The organism is Luteibacter sp. PvP120, assembly GCF_054055715.1.
The window spans coordinates 22,640-41,307 of record NZ_JBSRXP010000004.1 but is presented as its reverse complement, the minus strand read 5'-3'; the positions used below and the strand labels follow the sequence as shown (position 1 = coordinate 41,307).

The window sequence follows — 18,668 nt, the reverse complement described above, 5'->3', positions numbered from 1 at the left end:
ACTCATTGAGTCGACCATGGCACGATATTCCTTTTCATAGAGGTTGCACCCTCGGCACTAATAATGGAGCGCAGGTCATCAAAAGCCATTCGATTCACCAACGCCCAATGTCTTCATGCCCGCTGGCTTGTCTGACTGTGCTCCCTTGAGCGCGAGCTCCAAGGCAGCACCCGTAGCTAGTCCTTGGATGACGGAGTCAAGCGAGATACTGCCTATGCCAGGAATGGAGATGCCGCCAGTGGACGAGGACGGATTTTTGCCTGTCGACGCCGCGTTAGCAGCCAAAGTCTGCTTTGCTTGCAGATAACGTATGTTTGCCTCGTACGCGTAATTCACTGTCTGCATCTGCTGGTAGTCCAGCTGGATCAGGTTGTAAAGCGCCGTGAGCTTGTTGGTGTTGTCTTCCAGCTTTCCGTACTGGTTGGGATCTGTATCTTTTATGTCTTTGCGCTCTGCCAGCAATGACCGAAGCATGGCATCACGCGTATTGGTATTTTCGTACATAGTAAGCATGTACTTGTATTGCGCATTCTGCAGGGCCACGATGTCTTGACAGGTGGTTTTCTGCTGGGGCGCGACCGTATTGCAGCTGGCACCATCGTCCAGTGCGGCGCTGCTGGACGCAGGAAGCGCTTTGTCCGGATCTTTCAAGCGAGGACCGGGCTTGGCTTCATCATACGTACCGATCACCAGCTTCCGATTGATGGCATCCAGTCGGCCATTAACCGTGTTGCTCTGGTAGTCGTCGCCGGCATTACCGATTGTTCTATTGGTGTTATCGGTATGGCTTTCGATGCTGTTTGACTTGCCCTCAATATTGCTTAGATGGCGGTTCGCATCCGCATCATTCACCGACCACTGGGCATTGGCGGTCGGCGCAGCAAGACATAAAGCGAACAGCATAGCAGCGCTGCTGGCCATGCGACGCAGCAGCTGCTTGGCATGAATGGCTTGAGGAAGGTGCTGGATCATGGTCGACTCCATCGTCAATTCTAGATACGTCTTCAACGCGTCGCCGTGCGGGCGGTACGCGTCGATTGGGGGGAGGGGTTGGGCTTCTTACCACTGCCCTTGCGATTTTCGTAAAAAGTGGTCAGCCACTGGTCCGGATGCAATTGATCCTGCGTAACGCCTTCGCGATCCGCACACTGCGCGATAACCTCGTGCATGATCTCGATGTTATCCGTCGATGCAGAGATGACGGACAGGGCATCGTCCATGCCGCGCAGGTTGAGCTGGCAAACGGCGGATGCATGTCCCTGCTTGACCAGGAATCGACGTGACCGCTCGTCAAGGCCGACGACCACTTGATACTCGGCCTCCGTCAGCTTCAAACCGTTTACGTAGTCCTCGCGGCTGGCGTTCGGGTTCGGTAGAAGGATCATGGTCGCAGTCTGCTCGATCAGCGCCGCAGAAATATCACTGGCCAGAGCGTCTTCCGGGCTCTGCGTCGCGAAAATGCCCATGCCGTTCTGTTTACGAATGGTCTTCTGCTTGTTCTTCGCAAACTCCTTCAAGCCGCCCTTGCCATCGAGGATCTTCCAAAACTCGTCCATGACGTAAATCAGGCGACGGCCATCGATCAGTGCTTCGAGTCGATGCAGCAGGTAGTTGATGACCGGTGCGCGCACTTCCGGATTATCAATGATGTCCGTGTAGTCGAAGCCGATAATATTGGCGTTCGTCAGATCGACGGTGTCGCGCGGATTGTCGAAAACCCAGCCAAGTGAGTTACCGGCGGTCCATTTCCGCATGCGGATGAACAAGCCGTCGTCACCCAGGTTGGGCAGACTCTTCTGGAAGTTCGTCATAGTACGAAGGTGCATCGGCGTATCGAGGATGTTCTCGACGGCGCGGAAGATGTCTTCTTCTTCGCGTGAGCTGTAAATCACTTTGGCTGCGAGTACCTTGATCAGTTCGCCAAGGAATTGCACGTTCTCTTCCGTGCGCTCGCACTGGAACGGATTGAAGCCGGTCGGCTTGCCGTTTTCCAGGGCCAAGTAGTTACCGCCGCATGCACGCACGAAGATCTCCGCACCTCGATCCTTGTCGAAGAAGAAGATGGTCGGTGCGGGGTCGAGCTTCTGGACCTGGCTGAGGAGAAAATTAATAAGCGCCGTCTTACCGGTACCGGACTTACCGATCACCATGGTGTTGGCGATGGCCTTCTCGCCAAAGGAATTCTCGGCAGGATGCGTGGCATGGAAGTTGAAATAGTACGGCTGACCGTTGGTGGTCTGCAGCGTCGTTACGCAGTCACCCCACGGGTTATTGTCTTTCTTGCCCGTGGCGAAGTTATGCAGGGGCGAGAGGCCTAGGAAGTTCAACGAGCTGACGTTGGCCAGGCGCGTGCGGTATTTCCAGTTCCCAGGGAACTGCGCGTAAAACGCAGAGGTAACGGCAAGGTCTTCCTTGACGGTAACGAATCCGGCGTTCGACAACTCCGCGCGCGTAGCGGCGATCTGCTGCGACAAGGCATCTTGGCTCGTGGCATACACGGCCATGGTGAAGTGATACTCACCGAGGACGAAATTGCCGGACGCAAGTTGGTCCATGGCGTGGTCCATTTCGATGATCTGACTTACCGCCTTGTCGCCGGACGAGATCATCATGCCCTTGGTTCGTTCGAGCGCCTTCAGCGCGTCGGTACGCCCCATGGGACTGAACGAGTGGGTGATGACATATTCGAAGTCGAGGTACTTGAGCCCGTTGAGGATGCCTGGATAGGTAGCCTCGACATATTCCTTGACGTTCAGGATCGCACCGAAATGATTAACGCCGTTCGGCGTCGTCAAGACGAAGTCACCCGTTTTGGCCGAGAAACGCTGCCGACTTACTGGAAGGTAATCCGGCACGGAAGCATTGAGCACCGGCACGGGTTCATCGATGCGATTCAGGATATAGCCGTAGAGTTCGAACACTTCTGAGAAGACGATGCCGTTGGGCGTCTCGTACATGCTCAGGCGCGATGGCGCGTAGTCCTTCAGCACGGCCTCTACGTTGGTGGCTAGCTCCAGGATCGTGGCAATCGCTTGCGTTTGTTCAGTCTGAAGACGTGAAACGTCGGCGGATTTTTCAGCGAAGCGTTTGCCGGAAACGACAGGTCGATACAGCATCGTAAGATAAAGCTCGTTCTGCATGAGCTTCTGGTTCGACAGTGCTTCGTAATAACCGTCAGACAAGTCCTGATTGAACGCATGTTCGAACTGGGACTTGTTCTTGATGCCGCGTCGGCGACGGATGTCGTGTACCCAGAAGGCGACATTGACGAAATCAGGCGCGCGCAACGTCTGCAGCATACGGTTGAACGTGTTGTGGCGATGTTCGATTTCCCACTCTTCGCGTCCAACGAAGGGCAGGCCTGCCAGGCGCCACACCAACAGGAAATCGCCGCCTGTCGTTTTGACGACTGTCGGAGAAACGTGGGTGGAGAAGGGTATGAAGTCGCCGATCGAAGCGTCTGGTGTAAACATGGCCTGAGTACCGTTGGAAGCGCGGAAAGGCCCTGGCAGTTACCTGCCAGGGCGAGGGAACGCTCTATCGCTTGGCCTTGCCTGGCTCGCGGTAGATATTGGGTGAGAACACCCACATGCCGTCATGATCCTGCTGGTTCCTGACCTTCGTACGGAATTGCAGGCGTAAAGCCAGCAACCGAAAGATCATTTCATCGCGTCTTGCCATCTGACGCATGATGAACGTCACGATCGGGATCCAGATCAGGAACCACAGGTTGAAATACATCGCCATCAGCAGGCCGCTACCTGCCCCCATGAAAAAGGGCAGATACGGCACGCCCATGAACATGGCGGGACGTGTGCAGCCGCGGAAGAGGGCGTTTTTATGCATGGAAGTGGAGGAAGCTCATGCCCATCTGCACGGCGTCGATCAGGAAGGAGCTGGCCGCACCGCTGCTCGAGGTGCAAGCGCCCGACGCGCCGCCGTCGCCACCGACCACCATCTTTGCTACCTGGGCCGCAGCACCGATCAGTACGCCACCGATCAGAGCCGGCGCTACATCGGCGATGCGCTTGTGGGCAAACGCAATCTGGTAGCCCGAGAAGATCACTGCAATAGTCACGACGACGATCGATGCCGCGTTCAGCAGGCTGTTGATGTTCTGGAAGAAGCCGCAAACCTTCTTGGATGTCTCAGTGACGTCCTGAGCCAGACCAACGGTCGGCATAAGCAGTACGGCGGCGATCATGAGGAAGAGCACCATCTTGGTCGTCTTGTCGACATTCACGGTGGGAAGCTTAGGCAGGGCCATCTCTACGTTCCTTTTGGGTTTCAGGTCTTTTGGAAATGCCGCGGGTATCACGACAACTTGGAACGGCTACGCAAGTTGTAGCCGGGTGGTGACGACCTATCCCTGACAGGGCGGGGATAGGTCAAAAAACAAAGGCACCATCGCCCCTCCCTTGTCGGGTATCGGCCGGATCGCCGGCGGGAACAGATGGGGTTGCCGGTGCGGCAGCTGTTGGGGCCATCGCGGGTGGATCGTTGGGTCCATGGACCTCTGGGACAAAGATCTGACTGTCTTGTGCAGGCGCCATACCATCGGGATTCGCTGAAATACCGATCTGCGCCATGGCTGCAGCGGTACCCGCGTCGGTCTGAATTCGGCCCTGGCCTGTCGATACATTGTTGGAGGCAGCGGCTGCTCCCACCTGAGACATCAATGCGGCCGTAGCTGGATCCGTCGGGATCCGTCCGGGCGCAGGCCCACGTGTAGGTGTAGGAAGCGTTTGCCCCGTTAACGGCATCTGCATACCGTTGATGCCCTGGAGCGCCTGGAGGCTACCCGCAGTAGCCGAGTCGACAGCCTGCGCTATGGATGCTTCGTCGGGCAGCGGCTGCGTAAAGGCGACGGCTTCGACCGGCACCGTTCGGCTAGGTGTACTTACGCCCGCCGCCGACGCCACGGCAGGAGCAATGGCTGCCGAGACAGCGGCATCGGCTACACTTCGCATGGCTACGCGGTAAGCGGAACTATCGGGGCTATAGACCTGACTACCCTTGATCGTTACCGGCTTGGGCGAACTTACCAGTTGAATGGGAATCGCCGTCGCGTTTGCCGCTGCCGAGCGGGCCATGGAGTCGAATATCTTCTGGACGTAACCGTCCTGGTACCCGGTCGTGAAGTTGCCCGAGTAGTAACAACTGAAGGCCTTGCCCCAATCATTACCGGCGCTGGCGTAACACTGGGCCAGTATCCGCGAGCCGGCCACCAGGTTCGGGCATACGTCGAAGGCTTTCTCGTAGGTGTCCAGTCCGAACTTGCCCAGATTGGCGCGATTGACCTGCGCCACTCCCAGGGAGAAGTTGTAGCCTTTGTCCTCGAGCATGCGCACCGTTGCGACGGCTTCACCCAGGTTCTGTGGTTGACGGACGAGCTGCGCGCCAACGACGCCGATCGCAAACGGATTGCGCGACGATTCAACGTTGACGACGTGCTGCATCACCTCAGCCGATACGGCAAGGTTAGGGCAAGCCATCATTTCCAGTCCTGGTACCACCGTTACAACTCCTGAATAATGTCCGGGTTGGTGTGAGCGTTACCCCCCGTCGTCGCCGAGCAGGCGAGCGGGGTTGAAATCGATGCCGGTTATATGTCGTCGCCCGGCGTGAGCTTTGATATGAACGACGATATCGATGGTCATCATCAGCAATCGCTTGATCGTCGAGAATTCCAGTCCAGCACCCTCGGTTGAGGCCTTCACCATCAGCGCCAGCTGATCCCAGGTTTGCTCGACACTGCCCGCATGGCAGCTTGTGATCGACCCTGGGTGTCCCGATGCGCAATTTCGGATGAAGTAAAACGACTCATCGCCACGGAGCTCTGCCAGGATGATCCGGTCCGGCTTCATGCGCAGACAGGCTTCCATACAGCTTTTTGCGGTGACGTTTGTTGTGCTCTGGCCACCCTTCGAATAGATCAGATGCACCACATTAGGCTGATCGATGAAAAGCTCGCGTGCATCTTCGATGGTGACAAGCCGCTCGTCGCTTGGAATGTGGCCAACCAGGGACTTCATGAAGGTGGTCTTGCCGCTGCCGGTCGCACCTGAAACGACGATATTTTTCTTGCTCTTCACCGCGTGGCGAAAGAAGTCCGCGTAACGCCGCTCCGCGCGAAGTTCCAGCAATTCACGATCGGCTTGGCTGATCGTGTTTGCACCCTCGAGGATCTCGTCAAAGAAGCCATCGTCCTGGTACTGAGCGAGTGACTTGTTATGTTTGGATGGCAGCCGGATCGTGATCGATACACGACCGGCCTCGACGGCAGGCGGAATGACGAACTGCGCACGTTGGCCTGTGGGGAAGGTCAGGGACACCACCGGATCGATATCGGTAATGCGCTGCCCCGTATTGCTCTCATTGACGACCGCAGTGCAGAACTGGCGTGCCCGTTCGAATGTCAGCGACGGCACATCCACGCGTTCCCACAGGCCCGCTCGCTCTAGGTAAAGCTCACCCGGGCGATTGATGCAGATTTCGGTCACGTCCGACGAGGCGAGATAGTCCCGGACGCCCAGCACTTCGTACTGGTAGTCCAGGAAATCGTTGCCGACGGCGGCGATAGCGGTCTCAGTCATTGCTTAACGGGTCCGCATCAGTACCGGGCGACCACGCCGCTGAAATCGACATCCTTGGCGACATAGATAGCCAGAACGGTACCCTGATTGATGGTGACCGTAGCGGGGCGGTTGGCGGCGCGCTGAACGGCTGTATTGGCGATGCTCTGCATAGTCGATGCCGTATTGCTTTCAAAGGGGCTCTGCGTCACCACGCCGTTGCTGATCGTGGTTTGCCGAGGGCCGTGCTCGGCGGCTTCGTACTTGAAGGCGTCACTGAGCATCGAAATCAACAAGGCGGCGCCGATACGGCTGCCCCAATGCGCGTTGTAATAGCCGGGGTGACCCGCGCCGCCCAAGGCGTCGACGCCCGGACTGGCCATCGAGACGTCGATGCCCGTCGGGGTGACGATACGGTCCCAAATGACGGCGACGCGAGGCCCGTTCGGTTCCATTTCGTACTTGCCGAGAACTTTAGAGCCCTTGGGCAGGAGCAGACGCTTACCCGTGAACGAATAGACCGGCTCCGTAACCACGCAGGAGGTGAAGCCCGGGATATCCGTAATGATTCGGGTTTCCAGTACGCAACGAATAAAGGTACCGCGGAGCATCAGTGTGTCCGGATGCGTGAGCGGCTGTGCGTTTGAAACGTCCGGCAGGCTCTTGCCACCGTAAGCGCCGTTGATCGGCACGCCGTTGATGGCATTGGGGTTGGAGCCAGGGAATCCCGGCATGCCCATGCCACCGAAACCCGGCTGCTGCGGCTGCTGCCCACCTTGGTAGCCGCCACTGCCACCCACGGCTTGTGCCGCCTCGGTGTCCATCATGCGGCGCTCCACGAGACTCGGGCCAGTGCGCTGGCGCGGCATTTCCGCGGGCTGCATCTGGGCGGGCGTCGGTAGCGGCGGAGGCGGCGCGAGCGCGATCGGCTGCGGAAGGGCAGGGGCTTCCGGTTCGGGAATCGGAGCGACCTTGGGCGCGGTGGGCACGCTGACCGTCTCGTCGCGAACTTTCTTCGGCGGTGCGGCTTTATTCGAGCCACCGCTCAAGAGGAAATACGCGGCGAACAGAAGCAGGGCAATGATGCCGCCCAGGAACACCAGCGCGCGCCGATTCATCCGTCGAACATCCGACGCCGCTAACTGCGGAGCAGCCGCGTCAAGATCCGGCGGAGGCGCATGCCTCTGATTTGCGGAATACGGGTTGCCCGCAAGCGGGTCTGCCTGCTCGCGCGGCCGGTCCTGTGGCGGAACCTGGCTCTCGCGATTCTCTTCGTCCGGATGGTAGGGATTATTGGGGCTCACTTCTTGGTGTTCCTTCGCAGACCCACGACGTTGTTGTCGTGCCGGATAACCAGGTAGTTGTACGTGCCATGGACAACGATAGTGTTGCCCTCGACTGTCGTGTTCACCACCGAGTCCTCACCGTGTTCCTTTTCACGCATGTAGACCGTTGGGAAATTCCCCGTTGGGAACTGCTTGAGGTCAGGCATCTTGATATAGGTAAACCGGCCATCGTCGTAGACGTTGATCGGTACCAGCCACGGAGCCGTCTTACGCTTCTTGGCATAGTCGTAGTTGAAGTTGTAGTCGCGACCCTTGACCAGCGCGGTGTCCAGCTCCGGTGTGGCCTCAACCTTCTTGGTTTCAGCAAGGAAGCTGGTGTCCGCGGGGTAGGTGAAAGTCACCTTGTATTGAACACCTGCGCGTCGCGCCTGTTCCAGTGTCTTCCAGTCGGTTGCTACCACCTTCAATTCGAAGATATAGGAGTGGGTGGCTGTACGAACCATCATGTTCGTGTCGACATCCACATTCTTCGGCTTGACGTAGAAGACGTTGTCGCGGCGGGTCAACTCCCAGCCGCTGCTGAAACCGGTGCTGAAGTCGAGAATTTTCTCGTTCGGGCTCAGCTCGATTTGCGTCGTAATGCCAAGGCCGGTTCGCACCGTGTAGATGTGGTCAGGCTGGTACTCATACGGCGTCACCGTCGTCTGGGCAATTGCGACAGAGGACAGGCTGCCCGCGGCTATCAAAGCGGCGATGAGAAGATAGTGTGTTTTGACGCGCGTCATTAACGGCGCCCTCCATTGGCGGCGTTTCGAGTGGCGGGAGCCTGAACCTGCGGAGACCCAGCAGATGGTGCTTGCTGAGGCTGCGCGGCAGGCGCGAAGTTAGGTGCTTGGGCCGGGATAGCGCTTTCAACGGGGACCGGCGCCGGTGCTGCGTTAACCTGCTGCGCGGCGGGAGCGCTGCCAGCGACGGACGCTGCTGCTGCGGGCGTATCGGCGTCGGTCGCCGGCGTTTCCGGCGGCGGGGCATCGCCGTAATCGTTGTCGACCCGATAGTCGGTGACCTGGAAACCCAGTGGATTTTCAACCCGGTACTGGTCGTCCATCTTCAGATTGGGCTTGTAGGAGAACGCCATCGTTGCGATCTTGCTATCAAGCGGTACGGTCTGCCCGGAGGTCTTGTTGTAGACGACCCGCTGGAAGCGGACCGTCGCGCCCTTCGGTGTGCCGCCGTCATCACCGCCGATCAGGACTATGCTGAGGATCTTCACGCGGATGGCGCGATCCCGACCATAGATTTTGAACGGCGCATTCGGATTGCCCTGCGCGTGCATGTCCGTGTACGCCTTGGCCACGTTGGGCGCAGCCATCGTCAGCACCGTAGCCCAGTCACGCAAGCTGATCATCGTCACGTCGAACGATTCGCGGGCGAGAATGAAGTGCGCGATGTTGCTGCGATTGATGGCCTCGCTTGCTGTGATCCGGCGATTGATGACATCGTCCGTGATTCGGGCAACAGAGCTCGTGCCGGTATAGGCATCCGCCATGACGATGTACGGCACCTTTTCTTTCAACGGGAGCATGTAGAACATGCCACCTGCAAGAACCAGTGACATGCTCGTGGCGATGAACGCCACCATCCATGCACGACGCTCGCTCTTCCTGGCGAGATCGGCCACGGTGATTTCGAAGTTGACGCTTTGCGCGACGGCCGCATCGATCTTCGGGGAGCTTTTCTTATTGAACATGAGTGGCGACGGCCTGAGGTTCTTCGGTTACTTGGTCGTTGAGGGCGCAGCAGCCTGACCCGCCGGGGCAGGAGGCGCGATCGCGCTCACTTCCTCGACGACCAGCTGAGGCCCGTCCACGAGGACAGCGACGCCCTGGGGTGCGTAGATCGCACTCAACTGGGACGCAGCGTCCCGCAGTTCACTGGTATGGATGGCGGAAGCCGACTTGGGAAGTGTGAAGTCGGAGCGAAGCTTGTAGTTGAGCTTGGCTCCCGTATCAGTCGTCCACCGAGTCAACATGACCTTCAACGTGCCATCCATCGGCGCCGCATAGTAGGTGTACGGTACGGCGAGCGGGATCTCGACCACCTTGTCGTCGTATTTGTTGACCGGCTTCCAGCGGCCGCCGAAGTCCTTGGCGGAAGGCGTGCCGCACGCGGTCAGCACCAGGGCGAGGCCCGAGGCGAGGAGAAGGGTGCAAGCGGGGTTGAGGATTTTTTTCACGCGTGGCTCGTAAGTCATGTAAGGCAAAGAAAACATCAGCGGCCCTCGTCGTCGGCCTGGCCGGGACGCGGGGTCGAGAAATCGTTTACATCGCTACGAAACTGACGACCCAGCCAGATGTCCGGCGCCTGGCCGGGTCTGGTTCGGTCGATTCGCCACGACGCGAAGCGCGTTCATGGCAAACACTCCCCTTGAACAGCTGAAACCTAGGGCCCAACGGCCACGAGCGTGATGCAAATCGTCCATAAAACATCCTGTATCAAGCGCCTGGGCGCCGTTGCACTACGTAACCGCTAAAGACCGGCCGAACGGGTTCCCGGAGCGATGTGATCAATCGCCACTTGCGGTTGCCGCGTTGGAGCCTTGAGGTTTCCCCCACCCTGAATGGAGCTAGTCCACGTTGTTAAGATAAAGCAATATCCACGCGCTGACTAGGGGTCTGTATACGCGTTTCTGCGGCCGATATCACACAAATTCCGGCTGTAACGTGAATTACGCAGCCCGAAGGTGACGTGGATCACGTTCGTAAGGCTGGTGTAAGAGACATGGCGAAATGTATACATTCCGTGAAGTGGTCTTTTTGCGCATATCTGGATCCCTTGCTCGTAACGGTGTCACGGGTATATGTCAGGTTTGCTACATGCCATTAGCGGCGCTGTGGAACTGGGCCGGCCCGAGAGACGACATACTGACCGAGGCATCGGTGAGGGAGCAGTCGTCCACGCCCATGCTTTTGGGTCAGTTGCGCCCGCGTAAGTTCTCCGGGCGTGCCCGTGCGCTCAACGAGCCAGGCGATGCCAGCGTTTGTTGACATACACGCACACGCCTCCCTCGGGACAGGGGCGCAAACTCCCACGTATCCGCGCCTCATGCAGTTCACCTGCCCAGGCGGTGTCTTCTCTGTAGATATAAGTGCTCCAGCCGATGGTGCATGTGGCAGCAGCGATGGCCAACAGGGCGCCTCCTGTGGCGAACAGGGCTTTCCAGACACTGAGGGCGTGCAGCCGCTTGAGCGCATGGATCTTCTCCTCCAGACCCGTACTTAGTCGTGTGACCGTCGACGACGCGCCCACAAGCACATGCTCGAGGTCGGCCGTCGCGGCTTGCGTGCTCGACAGGATCGCCTTGCCCGCGTGGGACATCAGATCGGTCGTGGCCTGTCGTGCGCTGGCTTCCGCGGTGCTGGCCAGGGCGTTTGCCGTGCGCGCCAACTCCGTCTGCGCCCGTTCGGTCTGGCGCGTCAGCCGCTCGCCAAGGTCTTTCAGTCCCGCGGCCAGCATGCCCAGTTTCACCGCCAGTTCTTCGACGTCCGTTCTATCCATGTGTCCTTCCATTCCTCGTCTCAGAGCGACATCCCCGGGCCGCTTCGTTGCGGCGCGGCCATGACTTCCTGTTGCTGTAGCTGTGCCTGTTGCGCCGCCAGTGCGTCCTCGGCCGTCTGCTGCCTGGCTTGCTCGCCATCCATCAGGAACTCGCGTCCGCCCGGTGTGTTCGCATAGATCTGGCCGACCCGGCAAAGGGCGTCGACATCGCGATAGTGTCCCGCCTGGCACAGCGCCTCGAACATGTCGTGAATCGAAGGCTCCTTCGAAGCGGCTTCCGTCCGACCGGCGACCATGTCATCGGCGTAGGGCCCCCGGCTGTCCTTCAGATGCCGATGCGCGACCTCTACGGTGTCCAGGGTCCGCGGACCGGCCACGCCATCGACGGACAGATCGTGGTTGCGTTGGAAGTCCATCACCGCACGGCGCGTGGCATGGCCGAAATCGCCATCGATACGCACGTCGTAGCCGAGTTCGTGCAGTTGTTCCTGCAGGTGGCGAACATCGGCGCCGTGCGCTCCGGCCCGGAGCGTCGCGGCCGTGAGCGCGCCTGCGGGTTGCGAGGCCTGTAACGGCTCACGTCCGAGCAGGTCATCGGGGGTGAGGGTCTCCTGGCGAAGTCCCTCGACCAGTTCCGGGGTGATGACCGTCGCCCAGCCTGCTACGGCCTCCACCCGCTCGTCGTAGCCATTGGTACCGCCGTTGATCCGTCGCGTTACCGCTTCGACATCGGTCCGGTCGACGTGCTTTAGCCGCTGGTGCCAGTAGGCGACGGCGACATCGGCCGAGACCTCGGGGTCGGCGGCGCGCTCGGGGTGCTCGATCAGGTCGATCCCGACCAGGCGCCCGTAGGTTTCGTAGTTGGCGCGACCGGTCAGCTGGATGACGCCGCGTCCATGGAAACGCCAGCCATCGCCCGGCGTCGTGTTACCCAGGTCGGTACGCCCGTCGTAGAAGAGGTTGGCAGTCGCTTCCGGGTCGCGCGCGGCGAGCACGGCGGCCACTTCGTCACGGGTGTGTCGTTGGCGAAGCTGTCCGACCACGCTCATCGCCCGGTCGGCGCTGCGATAACGGAAATCCTCGTGGGTGCGGGTGAACCCGGCGGATTCCACGGCGGTCTGGCCCATGAGGTTGGACAGCTCCGCGGGCGAGGTAATGCCGCTGTCGATGGCGCGCTTCAGCAGCTGCGCGGAATGCGGATTGAATCGAGGCGTGCGCATAGCCGGGTCAGTCGTCCGTCGAGGTGCGCGTGTCCAGCAGGCGCTGCAGCGGCGCCACCTTCAACCCGCTCATGGGGGTAAGCGGAAAGTCGCGCGGGGAAGCGATTTCGCCGTATGCCATGACGACATCACTGTTGGACCCGGCGTTAGTCAGTACATAGCCCTGGCTCATGGAGCTGACGTACCAGTGGCCGTCGGCACGGTGATAGACAAAGGCAAAGGTCGTGTGGCGCCGTACGCCCTGGTTGCTCCAGGTGATCGCTCCCGGTTTGACCAGCAGGTTGTCGCGATAGGCCATTTCCCTCGGGCGATCCATGACCGGGTTGTCCACGCAGTCGATTGCCTCGCGGCTCCGCTCGGCCTCCTTCCATGTGCTTTGCGCGCCGGTGCCGGGGCCCGAACCCGTGAAGACGAGCAGTTCGCACGCGTTACCGGCTGAGATGTCGGGCTGTTCCTTGAACCGGGCGCCGCGGTACACGGCGATCACGAGGTCCATGGCGCCATCGCCCGTGGCATCCGCCTTTTCATAAGCGAGGACAAGGTCGTCTGGTGCGAGGACTGCGCGGACCTCGTCTGGCACCGCAGGCATGGCATCCACCGCAGCCATGGCAGGCAAAGGTGGCGCGAAGAATAATGCCGCCATCGCACCGAGTACGATCGAACGGCAATAAACGGTTGCCGTCACACCGCGGGAGATGCGGGATGGCTGACCGGTCCTTTCCATGGGGCGTGCTCCTTTCCAGGGCGCGCCGGAGCGCACCATCGGATCAACATCGAAGGGGAGTGCAGGGACGCTGTGCCGCAACCGCTGGCACGACGCCTCGTTTTTGAATGGCAATGTAGGTGTGACGTTCTACGTCACTAATGGGTTGCCATCGTAGCCGTGCGTCGTGGCCGCGACAATGCGTTCGGCATAGAACTTTTCTGAAAAATCGTCAGCATGTGGTGGGCGTTGCATCGACACGCCGACACGATCCGGGTTAGAACCTTGGCCTTTATCGACAGGTAGCCCAGGTATGGCCACACAGAACATGCCCACCGACGATGACCTCATGGTGCTCGCCCAGGCCGTCGCCGCTGCCGCCCAGGAGCGGCGCGTCATGGTGGCCACGGCCGAATCGTGCACGGGTGGGTGGATCGCCAAGACCCTGACGGACCTGGCCGGGAGTTCGGCCTGGTTCGAGGCGGGTGTGGTCACTTATAGCTATAGCGCCAAGGAGTCCCTGCTCGGGGTCAACCCGCGCACCCTGGAGCGCACGGGTGCGGTCAGCGAGGAGACGGTGCTGGAAATGGTCTCGGGTGCCCTGGCGCGCTACGGCGCGGGCGTCGCCGTGGCGGTTACCGGCATCGCGGGCCCGTCCGGCGGCACCCCGGACAAGCCCGTCGGCACCGTATGGATCGGCTGGAAGCGCCGCGGGGGCTACGCCCACGCCAGTCTTCACCATTTCGACGGCGACCGCGAGGCCGTCCGGCGACAGACGGTGGCGGCCGCACTTGTTGGAATGGCTGCCGAACTGAAGGGCTGAACCCCCCGGGCTATGGCAAACTTGGGGATTGCGGATCGCAGTCCCTGAGACGACGGTCCGTCAAGATACCTACCTACACAAGAGACCGGATATGACGATGGACGACAATAAGCGCAAGGCGCTGGCGAGTGCCCTCGGCCAGATCGAAAAGCAGTTCGGCAAGGGTGCGGTCATGCGTCTTGGCGACCGCGTCGACGACAACATCGACACGGTGTCCACGGGCTCGCTGGGCCTGGATATCGCCCTGGGCATCGGCGGCCTGCCGCGCGGCCGCGTGGTCGAGATCTACGGCCCGGAATCCTCGGGCAAGACCACCCTGACCCTGCAGGCCATCGCGTCGTGCCAGCGCGCGGGCGGCACAGCGGCCTTCGTCGACGCCGAGCACGCGCTCGACCCGAGCTACGCCGAGAAACTGGGCGTCAACGTCGCCGACCTCCTGGTCAGCCAGCCGGACACCGGCGAGCAGGCCCTCGAGATCGCCGACATGCTGGTGCGCTCGGGCGCCGTGGACATGGTGGTGATCGACTCGGTGGCCGCGCTGACCCCCAAGGCGGAAATCGAAGGCGAGATGGGCGACTCCCACGTCGGCCTGCACGCCCGCCTGATGAGCCAGGCCCTGCGCAAGCTCACGGCCAACATCAAGAAGACCAACTGCCTGGTCATCTTCATCAACCAGATCCGCATGAAGATCGGCGTCATGTTCGGCAGCCCGGAAACCACCACCGGCGGTAACGCGCTGAAGTTCTACGCCTCGGTCCGCCTGGATATCCGCCGCATCGGTGCGGTGAAGAAGGGCGACGAGGTCATCGGTTCGGAGACCCGCGTCAAGGTCGTAAAGAACAAGGTCGCGCCGCCGTTCCGCCAGGCCGAGTTCGAGATCCTCTACGGCGAGGGCACCTCGCGCGAAGGCGAGATCATCGAACTGGGCGTGCGCGAGAACCTGATCGACAAATCCGGCGCCTGGTACAGCTACAAGGGCGACCGCATCGGCCAGGGCAAGGAAAACGTCCGTCAGTTCCTGCGTGACAACCCGGGCATCGCCAACGAGGTCGATACCGAGCTGCGCGCCCGCCTGCTGGTCAAGGCGGGTCCCAAGTCCGAAGCCTCCACCGAGGCCGACGAGCTTGAGGAAGTCTGATAAGGGCACCGGGCAGGGCGACGGCAAGGCCGCTCGCCCCACCCGTACCGCGTACGACAAGGCGCTGGGCCTGCTGGCCCGGCGCGAGCATTCCCGCCGCGAACTCAAGCAGAAGCTCGAGCGCGGCGGTTTTGCGCGTGACGAGTCCGCTGTCGCCCTGGAGCGGCTGGGCGACCAGGGCTACCAGGACGACGACCGTTTCGCGGCCTCGCTGTTTCGCAGCCGGGCAGGGCAGGGCTACGGGCCGGCCCGCATCCGTGCGGAACTGCGCAGCCAGGGCGTCAGCGACGCCACCATCCGCGAGTTGATGGAAAACACCGATATCGATTGGCACGATCTGGCCGCCGGTCAGCTCCGTCGGCGCTATGGCGGACCCTCGGCCGACCCGGCTGAACGGGCCCGGCGGGCGCAATTCCTCTTGCGTCGCGGCTTCGCCGCCGCCACAGTACGGGGTCTAACTCACGCCGATGCGGAAGACGCCGACGACGATTGAAGGCCACCAGCCTTGATTGGGACGGAGCGTCGACGCAACGCGTCTCGCAGCTCCCAAGCCACGATCGCTCATGAAAACCGCCGAAATCCGTTCGACCTTCCTCGAGTTCTTCCGGTCCAAGGACCACACCATCGTGCCCTCGGCATCGCTGGTGCCGTCGAACGACCCCACGCTGCTGTTCACCAACTCCGGCATGGTCCCCTTCAAGAACGTGTTCCTGGGCAGCGAAAAGCCCGGGTATGTCCGTGCGGCCGACGTTCAGCGCTGCCTGCGCGCTGGCGGCAAGCACAACGACCTGGATGCCGTGGGCTACACCGCCCGCCACCACACCTTCTTCGAGATGCTGGGCAACTGGTCGTTCGGCGATTACTTCAAGCGCGATGCCATCAGTTACGCCTGGGAACTTCTGACGGGGGTCTACAAGCTGCCGGCGGAGCGCCTGTGGGTCACCGTGTACCACACGGACGACGAGGCCTTCGATATCTGGAACAAGGAAGTGGGCGTGCCGGCCGAGCGGATCGTGCGCATCGGCGACAACAAGGGCGCGCCGTTCGCTTCCGACAACTTCTGGCAGATGGCCGATACGGGCCCGTGCGGACCGTGTACCGAGATCTTCTACGACCACGGCGCCGATGTGGCCGGTGGCCCCCCAGGCTCGCCCGACGAAGACGGCGATCGCTACATCGAGATCTGGAACCTGGTCTTCATGCAGTTCGACCGGGCACCGGACGGTACGCTGACGCCGCTGCCGGCGCCTTGCGTCGATACCGGCATGGGCCTGGAGCGCCTGGCCGCCGTGCTGCAGCACGTGCACTCCAACTACGAGATCGACCTGTTCGCGCACCTCATCGCCGAGGCGGGTCGGCTGACCGGCACCGCCGACCTGTCGAACAAGTCGCTGCGCGTCATCGCCGATCACATCCGTGCCTGCTCCTTCCTTATCGTCGATGGCGTGCTGCCCTCGAACGAGGGGCGCGGCTACGTGCTTCGCCGCATCATCCGTCGCGCCCTTCGCCACGGCTGGATGCTGGGCGTGCGTGGCGACTTCTTCTGGAAGATGGTGGCCCCGCTGGTGGCCGAGATGGGCGAGGCCTACCCGGACATCGCCCGCAAGCAGGCCTTCGTGGAGCAGGCGCTGCGCACCGAGGAAGATCGTTTCGGTGAAACGCTGGAACACGGCATGCGCCTGTTCGACGACGTGGCCTCCAAGTCGGAGAAGGTGATCCCGGGCGAGCATGCGTTCCGCCTCTACGACACCTACGGCTTTCCCGTGGACCTCACCGCAGATATCGCGCGCGAGCGCGGCATGAGCGTCGACATGGACGGCTTCGAGCGCGCCATGGGCGAGCAGCGTGCCCGCGCTCGCGCGGCCAGCAACTTCGCCACCAAGGCCCAGCTGCCGGCCGAGGTGGCCAGCGCCGTCGCGCCCACCGTCTTCACCGGTTACGACAGCCTCGAACTGACCGATGCGACCGTGGTTGCCATCGTGCGCGACGGCAAGTCGGTGGATCGTCTGTCGGACGGCGAGCAGGCCTTCCTGCTGCTTGACTGCACGCCCTTCTATGCCGAATCCGGCGGCCAGGTCGGCGATACCGGCATACTGCGCAATCCGGCGGGCGCATTGGCGGTGGAGGACACGCAGAAGGTCGGCGGCGCGTTCTTCGCGCACTTCGGCACGTGGCAGGGCTCCGCACCGCTGAACAAGGGCGATGTGGTGGGTGCGTCGGTGGATGCCGCCCAGCGCCAGGCTACCGTGCTCAACCATTCCGCCACCCATCTTTTGCACGCGGCGCTGCGCACCGTGCTCGGCGACCATGTAGCCCAGAAGGGTTCGCTGGTGGCACCGGAGCGCCTGCGCTTTGACTTCTCGCATTTCAAGCCGCTGACGGCCGACGAACTGGCGCTGATCGAGCGCATGGTCAACGACGAGATCCGTCACAACGACGCTGCCGAAATCCACAACATGGGCTACGACGAAGCGATCGAGTTCGGGGCCATGGCTCTGTTCGGTGAAAAGTACGGCGCCGAAGTGCGCGTGTTGAAGATGGGCGATTTTTCCACCGAACTGTGTGGTGGCACCCACGTGTCGCGCACGGGCGATATCGGCCTGTTCAAGATCGTCTCCGAATCCGGCGTCGCCGCCGGTGTCCGCCGCATCGAAGCGGTGACCGGTGCGGGTGCCATGGCGCGCGTGGCCGATGAGGAGCGCGTGCTGGGCGAAGTGTCCGGCCTACTCGCCGCCACGGGTGACGACGTGATCGAGAAGCTTCGACAGCTGTTCGATCGGCAGAAGAAGCTCGAGCGCGAGGTGGAGTCCTACAAGTCCAAGGCGGCCAGTTCGGCCTCGGCAGGCCTGGCCGAGTCGGCGGTCGACATCGCGGGCATCAAGGTGGTCGCGGCCCGCGTCGAGGGCCTGGACGCCAAGTCCCTGCGCGACAGCGTGGACGTACTCAAGCAGCAGCTGGGCGACTGCGCCATCGTGCTGGCCGGTGCGGTCGACGGGCGCGTCGCGCTCGTGGCCGGTGTCGGCGGCTCCGCGCTCGGCCGGGTCAAGGCGGGCGACCTGGTGGGCGAAGTCGCCTCGAAGATCGACGGCAAAGGCGGCGGTCGTCCCGACATGGCCCAGGGTGGCGGTGTAGATAGTCCGGCATTGCCTGGCATCCTTGCCGCCATTCCGGGATGGGTGCAATCCCGTCTGGGCTGAACGGCGAGTGGGCTACGCGAGCATGGACGGCTGTAAGGCCGTTTGTGTAAACGTCTTCACGTGCTTGCGCGTTGCTTACCCGGGATTGGCTCAGCTAGTATGATCCGAATGCCGAAAGCGTTTTTCGGTATCGATCCTTCGGATCGGAAATGGCAGGACAGCTGGTCA

At 61.4% G+C, this 18,668-nt stretch carries 17 protein-coding genes; 4 read left to right on the top strand and 13 right to left on the bottom strand.

Translation table 11 applies throughout. The features are described from left to right. Positions 1-78: 78 nt before the first annotated feature. The 13 genes from ACVKN3_RS09680 to ACVKN3_RS09620 form a co-directional block, all read right to left on the bottom strand. Positions 79-972, bottom strand: coding sequence for a hypothetical protein (locus tag ACVKN3_RS09680; protein ID WP_354514993.1), 894 nt, complete (start codon positions 970-972; stop codon positions 79-81). 32 nt (positions 973-1,004) lie between these two features. Next, complete coding sequence (locus ACVKN3_RS09675; protein ID WP_354514991.1) at positions 1,005-3,473, bottom strand: VirB4 family type IV secretion/conjugal transfer ATPase; 2,469 nt, start codon at positions 3,471-3,473, stop codon at positions 1,005-1,007. Between the two features lie 64 nt (positions 3,474-3,537). Further along, positions 3,538-3,846, bottom strand: coding sequence for a type IV secretion system protein VirB3 (locus ACVKN3_RS09670; protein ID WP_354514989.1), 309 nt, complete (start codon positions 3,844-3,846; stop codon positions 3,538-3,540). Beyond that, positions 3,839-4,267 (bottom strand): TrbC/VirB2 family protein, encoded by a 429-nt coding sequence (locus ACVKN3_RS09665; protein ID WP_354514988.1) that lies wholly within the window; start codon positions 4,265-4,267, stop codon positions 3,839-3,841. Before ACVKN3_RS09665 ends, ACVKN3_RS09670 begins: the two co-directional genes overlap by 8 nt. Before the next feature lie 121 nt (positions 4,268-4,388). Then, complete coding sequence (locus tag ACVKN3_RS09660; protein ID WP_456991648.1) at positions 4,389-5,459, bottom strand: lytic transglycosylase domain-containing protein; 1,071 nt, start codon at positions 5,457-5,459, stop codon at positions 4,389-4,391. A 96-nt stretch (positions 5,460-5,555) separates the two neighbouring features. Further along, positions 5,556-6,596 carry a P-type DNA transfer ATPase VirB11 gene (virB11, locus tag ACVKN3_RS09655; protein WP_354514987.1) on the bottom strand — a complete coding sequence of 347 codons (1,041 nt, stop codon included), beginning with the start codon at positions 6,594-6,596 and terminating at the stop codon, positions 5,556-5,558. A 17-nt stretch (positions 6,597-6,613) separates the two neighbouring features. Beyond that, complete coding sequence (locus ACVKN3_RS09650) at positions 6,614-7,879, bottom strand: TrbI/VirB10 family protein (RefSeq protein WP_354514985.1); 1,266 nt, start codon at positions 7,877-7,879, stop codon at positions 6,614-6,616. After that, positions 7,876-8,646, bottom strand: a complete 771-nt coding sequence (locus ACVKN3_RS09645; RefSeq protein ID WP_354514983.1) for a TrbG/VirB9 family P-type conjugative transfer protein — start codon at positions 8,644-8,646, stop codon at positions 7,876-7,878. The genes ACVKN3_RS09650 and ACVKN3_RS09645 overlap by 4 nt, the downstream gene beginning before the upstream one ends. Beyond that, positions 8,646-9,611 carry a virB8 family protein gene (locus tag ACVKN3_RS09640; protein ID WP_354514981.1) on the bottom strand — a complete coding sequence of 322 codons (966 nt, stop codon included), beginning with the start codon at positions 9,609-9,611 and terminating at the stop codon, positions 8,646-8,648. The genes ACVKN3_RS09645 and ACVKN3_RS09640 overlap by 1 nt, the downstream gene beginning before the upstream one ends. A gap of 27 nt (positions 9,612-9,638) precedes the next feature. Beyond that, positions 9,639-10,097: a hypothetical protein gene (locus ACVKN3_RS09635; RefSeq protein ID WP_354514979.1), complete on the bottom strand. Its 459-nt coding sequence runs from the start codon at positions 10,095-10,097 to the stop codon at positions 9,639-9,641. A gap of 779 nt (positions 10,098-10,876) precedes the next feature. Beyond that, on the bottom strand, positions 10,877-11,419 hold the full coding sequence (locus ACVKN3_RS09630) for a hypothetical protein (protein ID WP_354514977.1): 543 nt from the start codon (positions 11,417-11,419) through the stop codon (positions 10,877-10,879). Positions 11,420-11,439: 20 nt separating this feature from the next. Continuing rightward, positions 11,440-12,639, bottom strand: coding sequence for a peptidoglycan-binding protein (locus ACVKN3_RS09625; RefSeq protein WP_354514975.1), 1,200 nt, complete (start codon positions 12,637-12,639; stop codon positions 11,440-11,442). A 7-nt stretch (positions 12,640-12,646) separates the two neighbouring features. Beyond that, positions 12,647-13,363 carry a hypothetical protein gene (locus ACVKN3_RS09620; protein ID WP_354514973.1) on the bottom strand — a complete coding sequence of 239 codons (717 nt, stop codon included), beginning with the start codon at positions 13,361-13,363 and terminating at the stop codon, positions 12,647-12,649. Between the two features lie 292 nt (positions 13,364-13,655). Between ACVKN3_RS09620 and ACVKN3_RS09615 the strand changes: the two genes are divergently transcribed. The 4 genes from ACVKN3_RS09615 to alaS all read left to right on the top strand — a co-directional run bounded on the left by ACVKN3_RS09615 (position 13,656) and on the right by alaS (position 18,500). Then, a complete protein-coding gene (locus tag ACVKN3_RS09615) occupies positions 13,656-14,165 on the top strand; it encodes a CinA family protein (RefSeq protein WP_285402006.1) in 510 nt (169 codons plus the stop codon). A gap of 97 nt (positions 14,166-14,262) precedes the next feature. After that, positions 14,263-15,303 carry a recombinase RecA gene (recA, locus tag ACVKN3_RS09610; RefSeq protein WP_036140566.1) on the top strand — a complete coding sequence of 347 codons (1,041 nt, stop codon included), beginning with the start codon at positions 14,263-14,265 and terminating at the stop codon, positions 15,301-15,303. Beyond that, entirely contained in the window at positions 15,290-15,796 is a 507-nt protein-coding gene (locus ACVKN3_RS09605; protein ID WP_354514971.1) for a regulatory protein RecX, read from the top strand. Before recA ends, ACVKN3_RS09605 begins: the two co-directional genes overlap by 14 nt. Positions 15,797-15,866: 70 nt before the next feature. Further along, complete coding sequence (gene alaS, locus ACVKN3_RS09600; RefSeq protein ID WP_354514969.1) at positions 15,867-18,500, top strand: alanine--tRNA ligase; 2,634 nt, start codon at positions 15,867-15,869, stop codon at positions 18,498-18,500. Positions 18,501-18,668 lie beyond the last annotated feature (168 nt).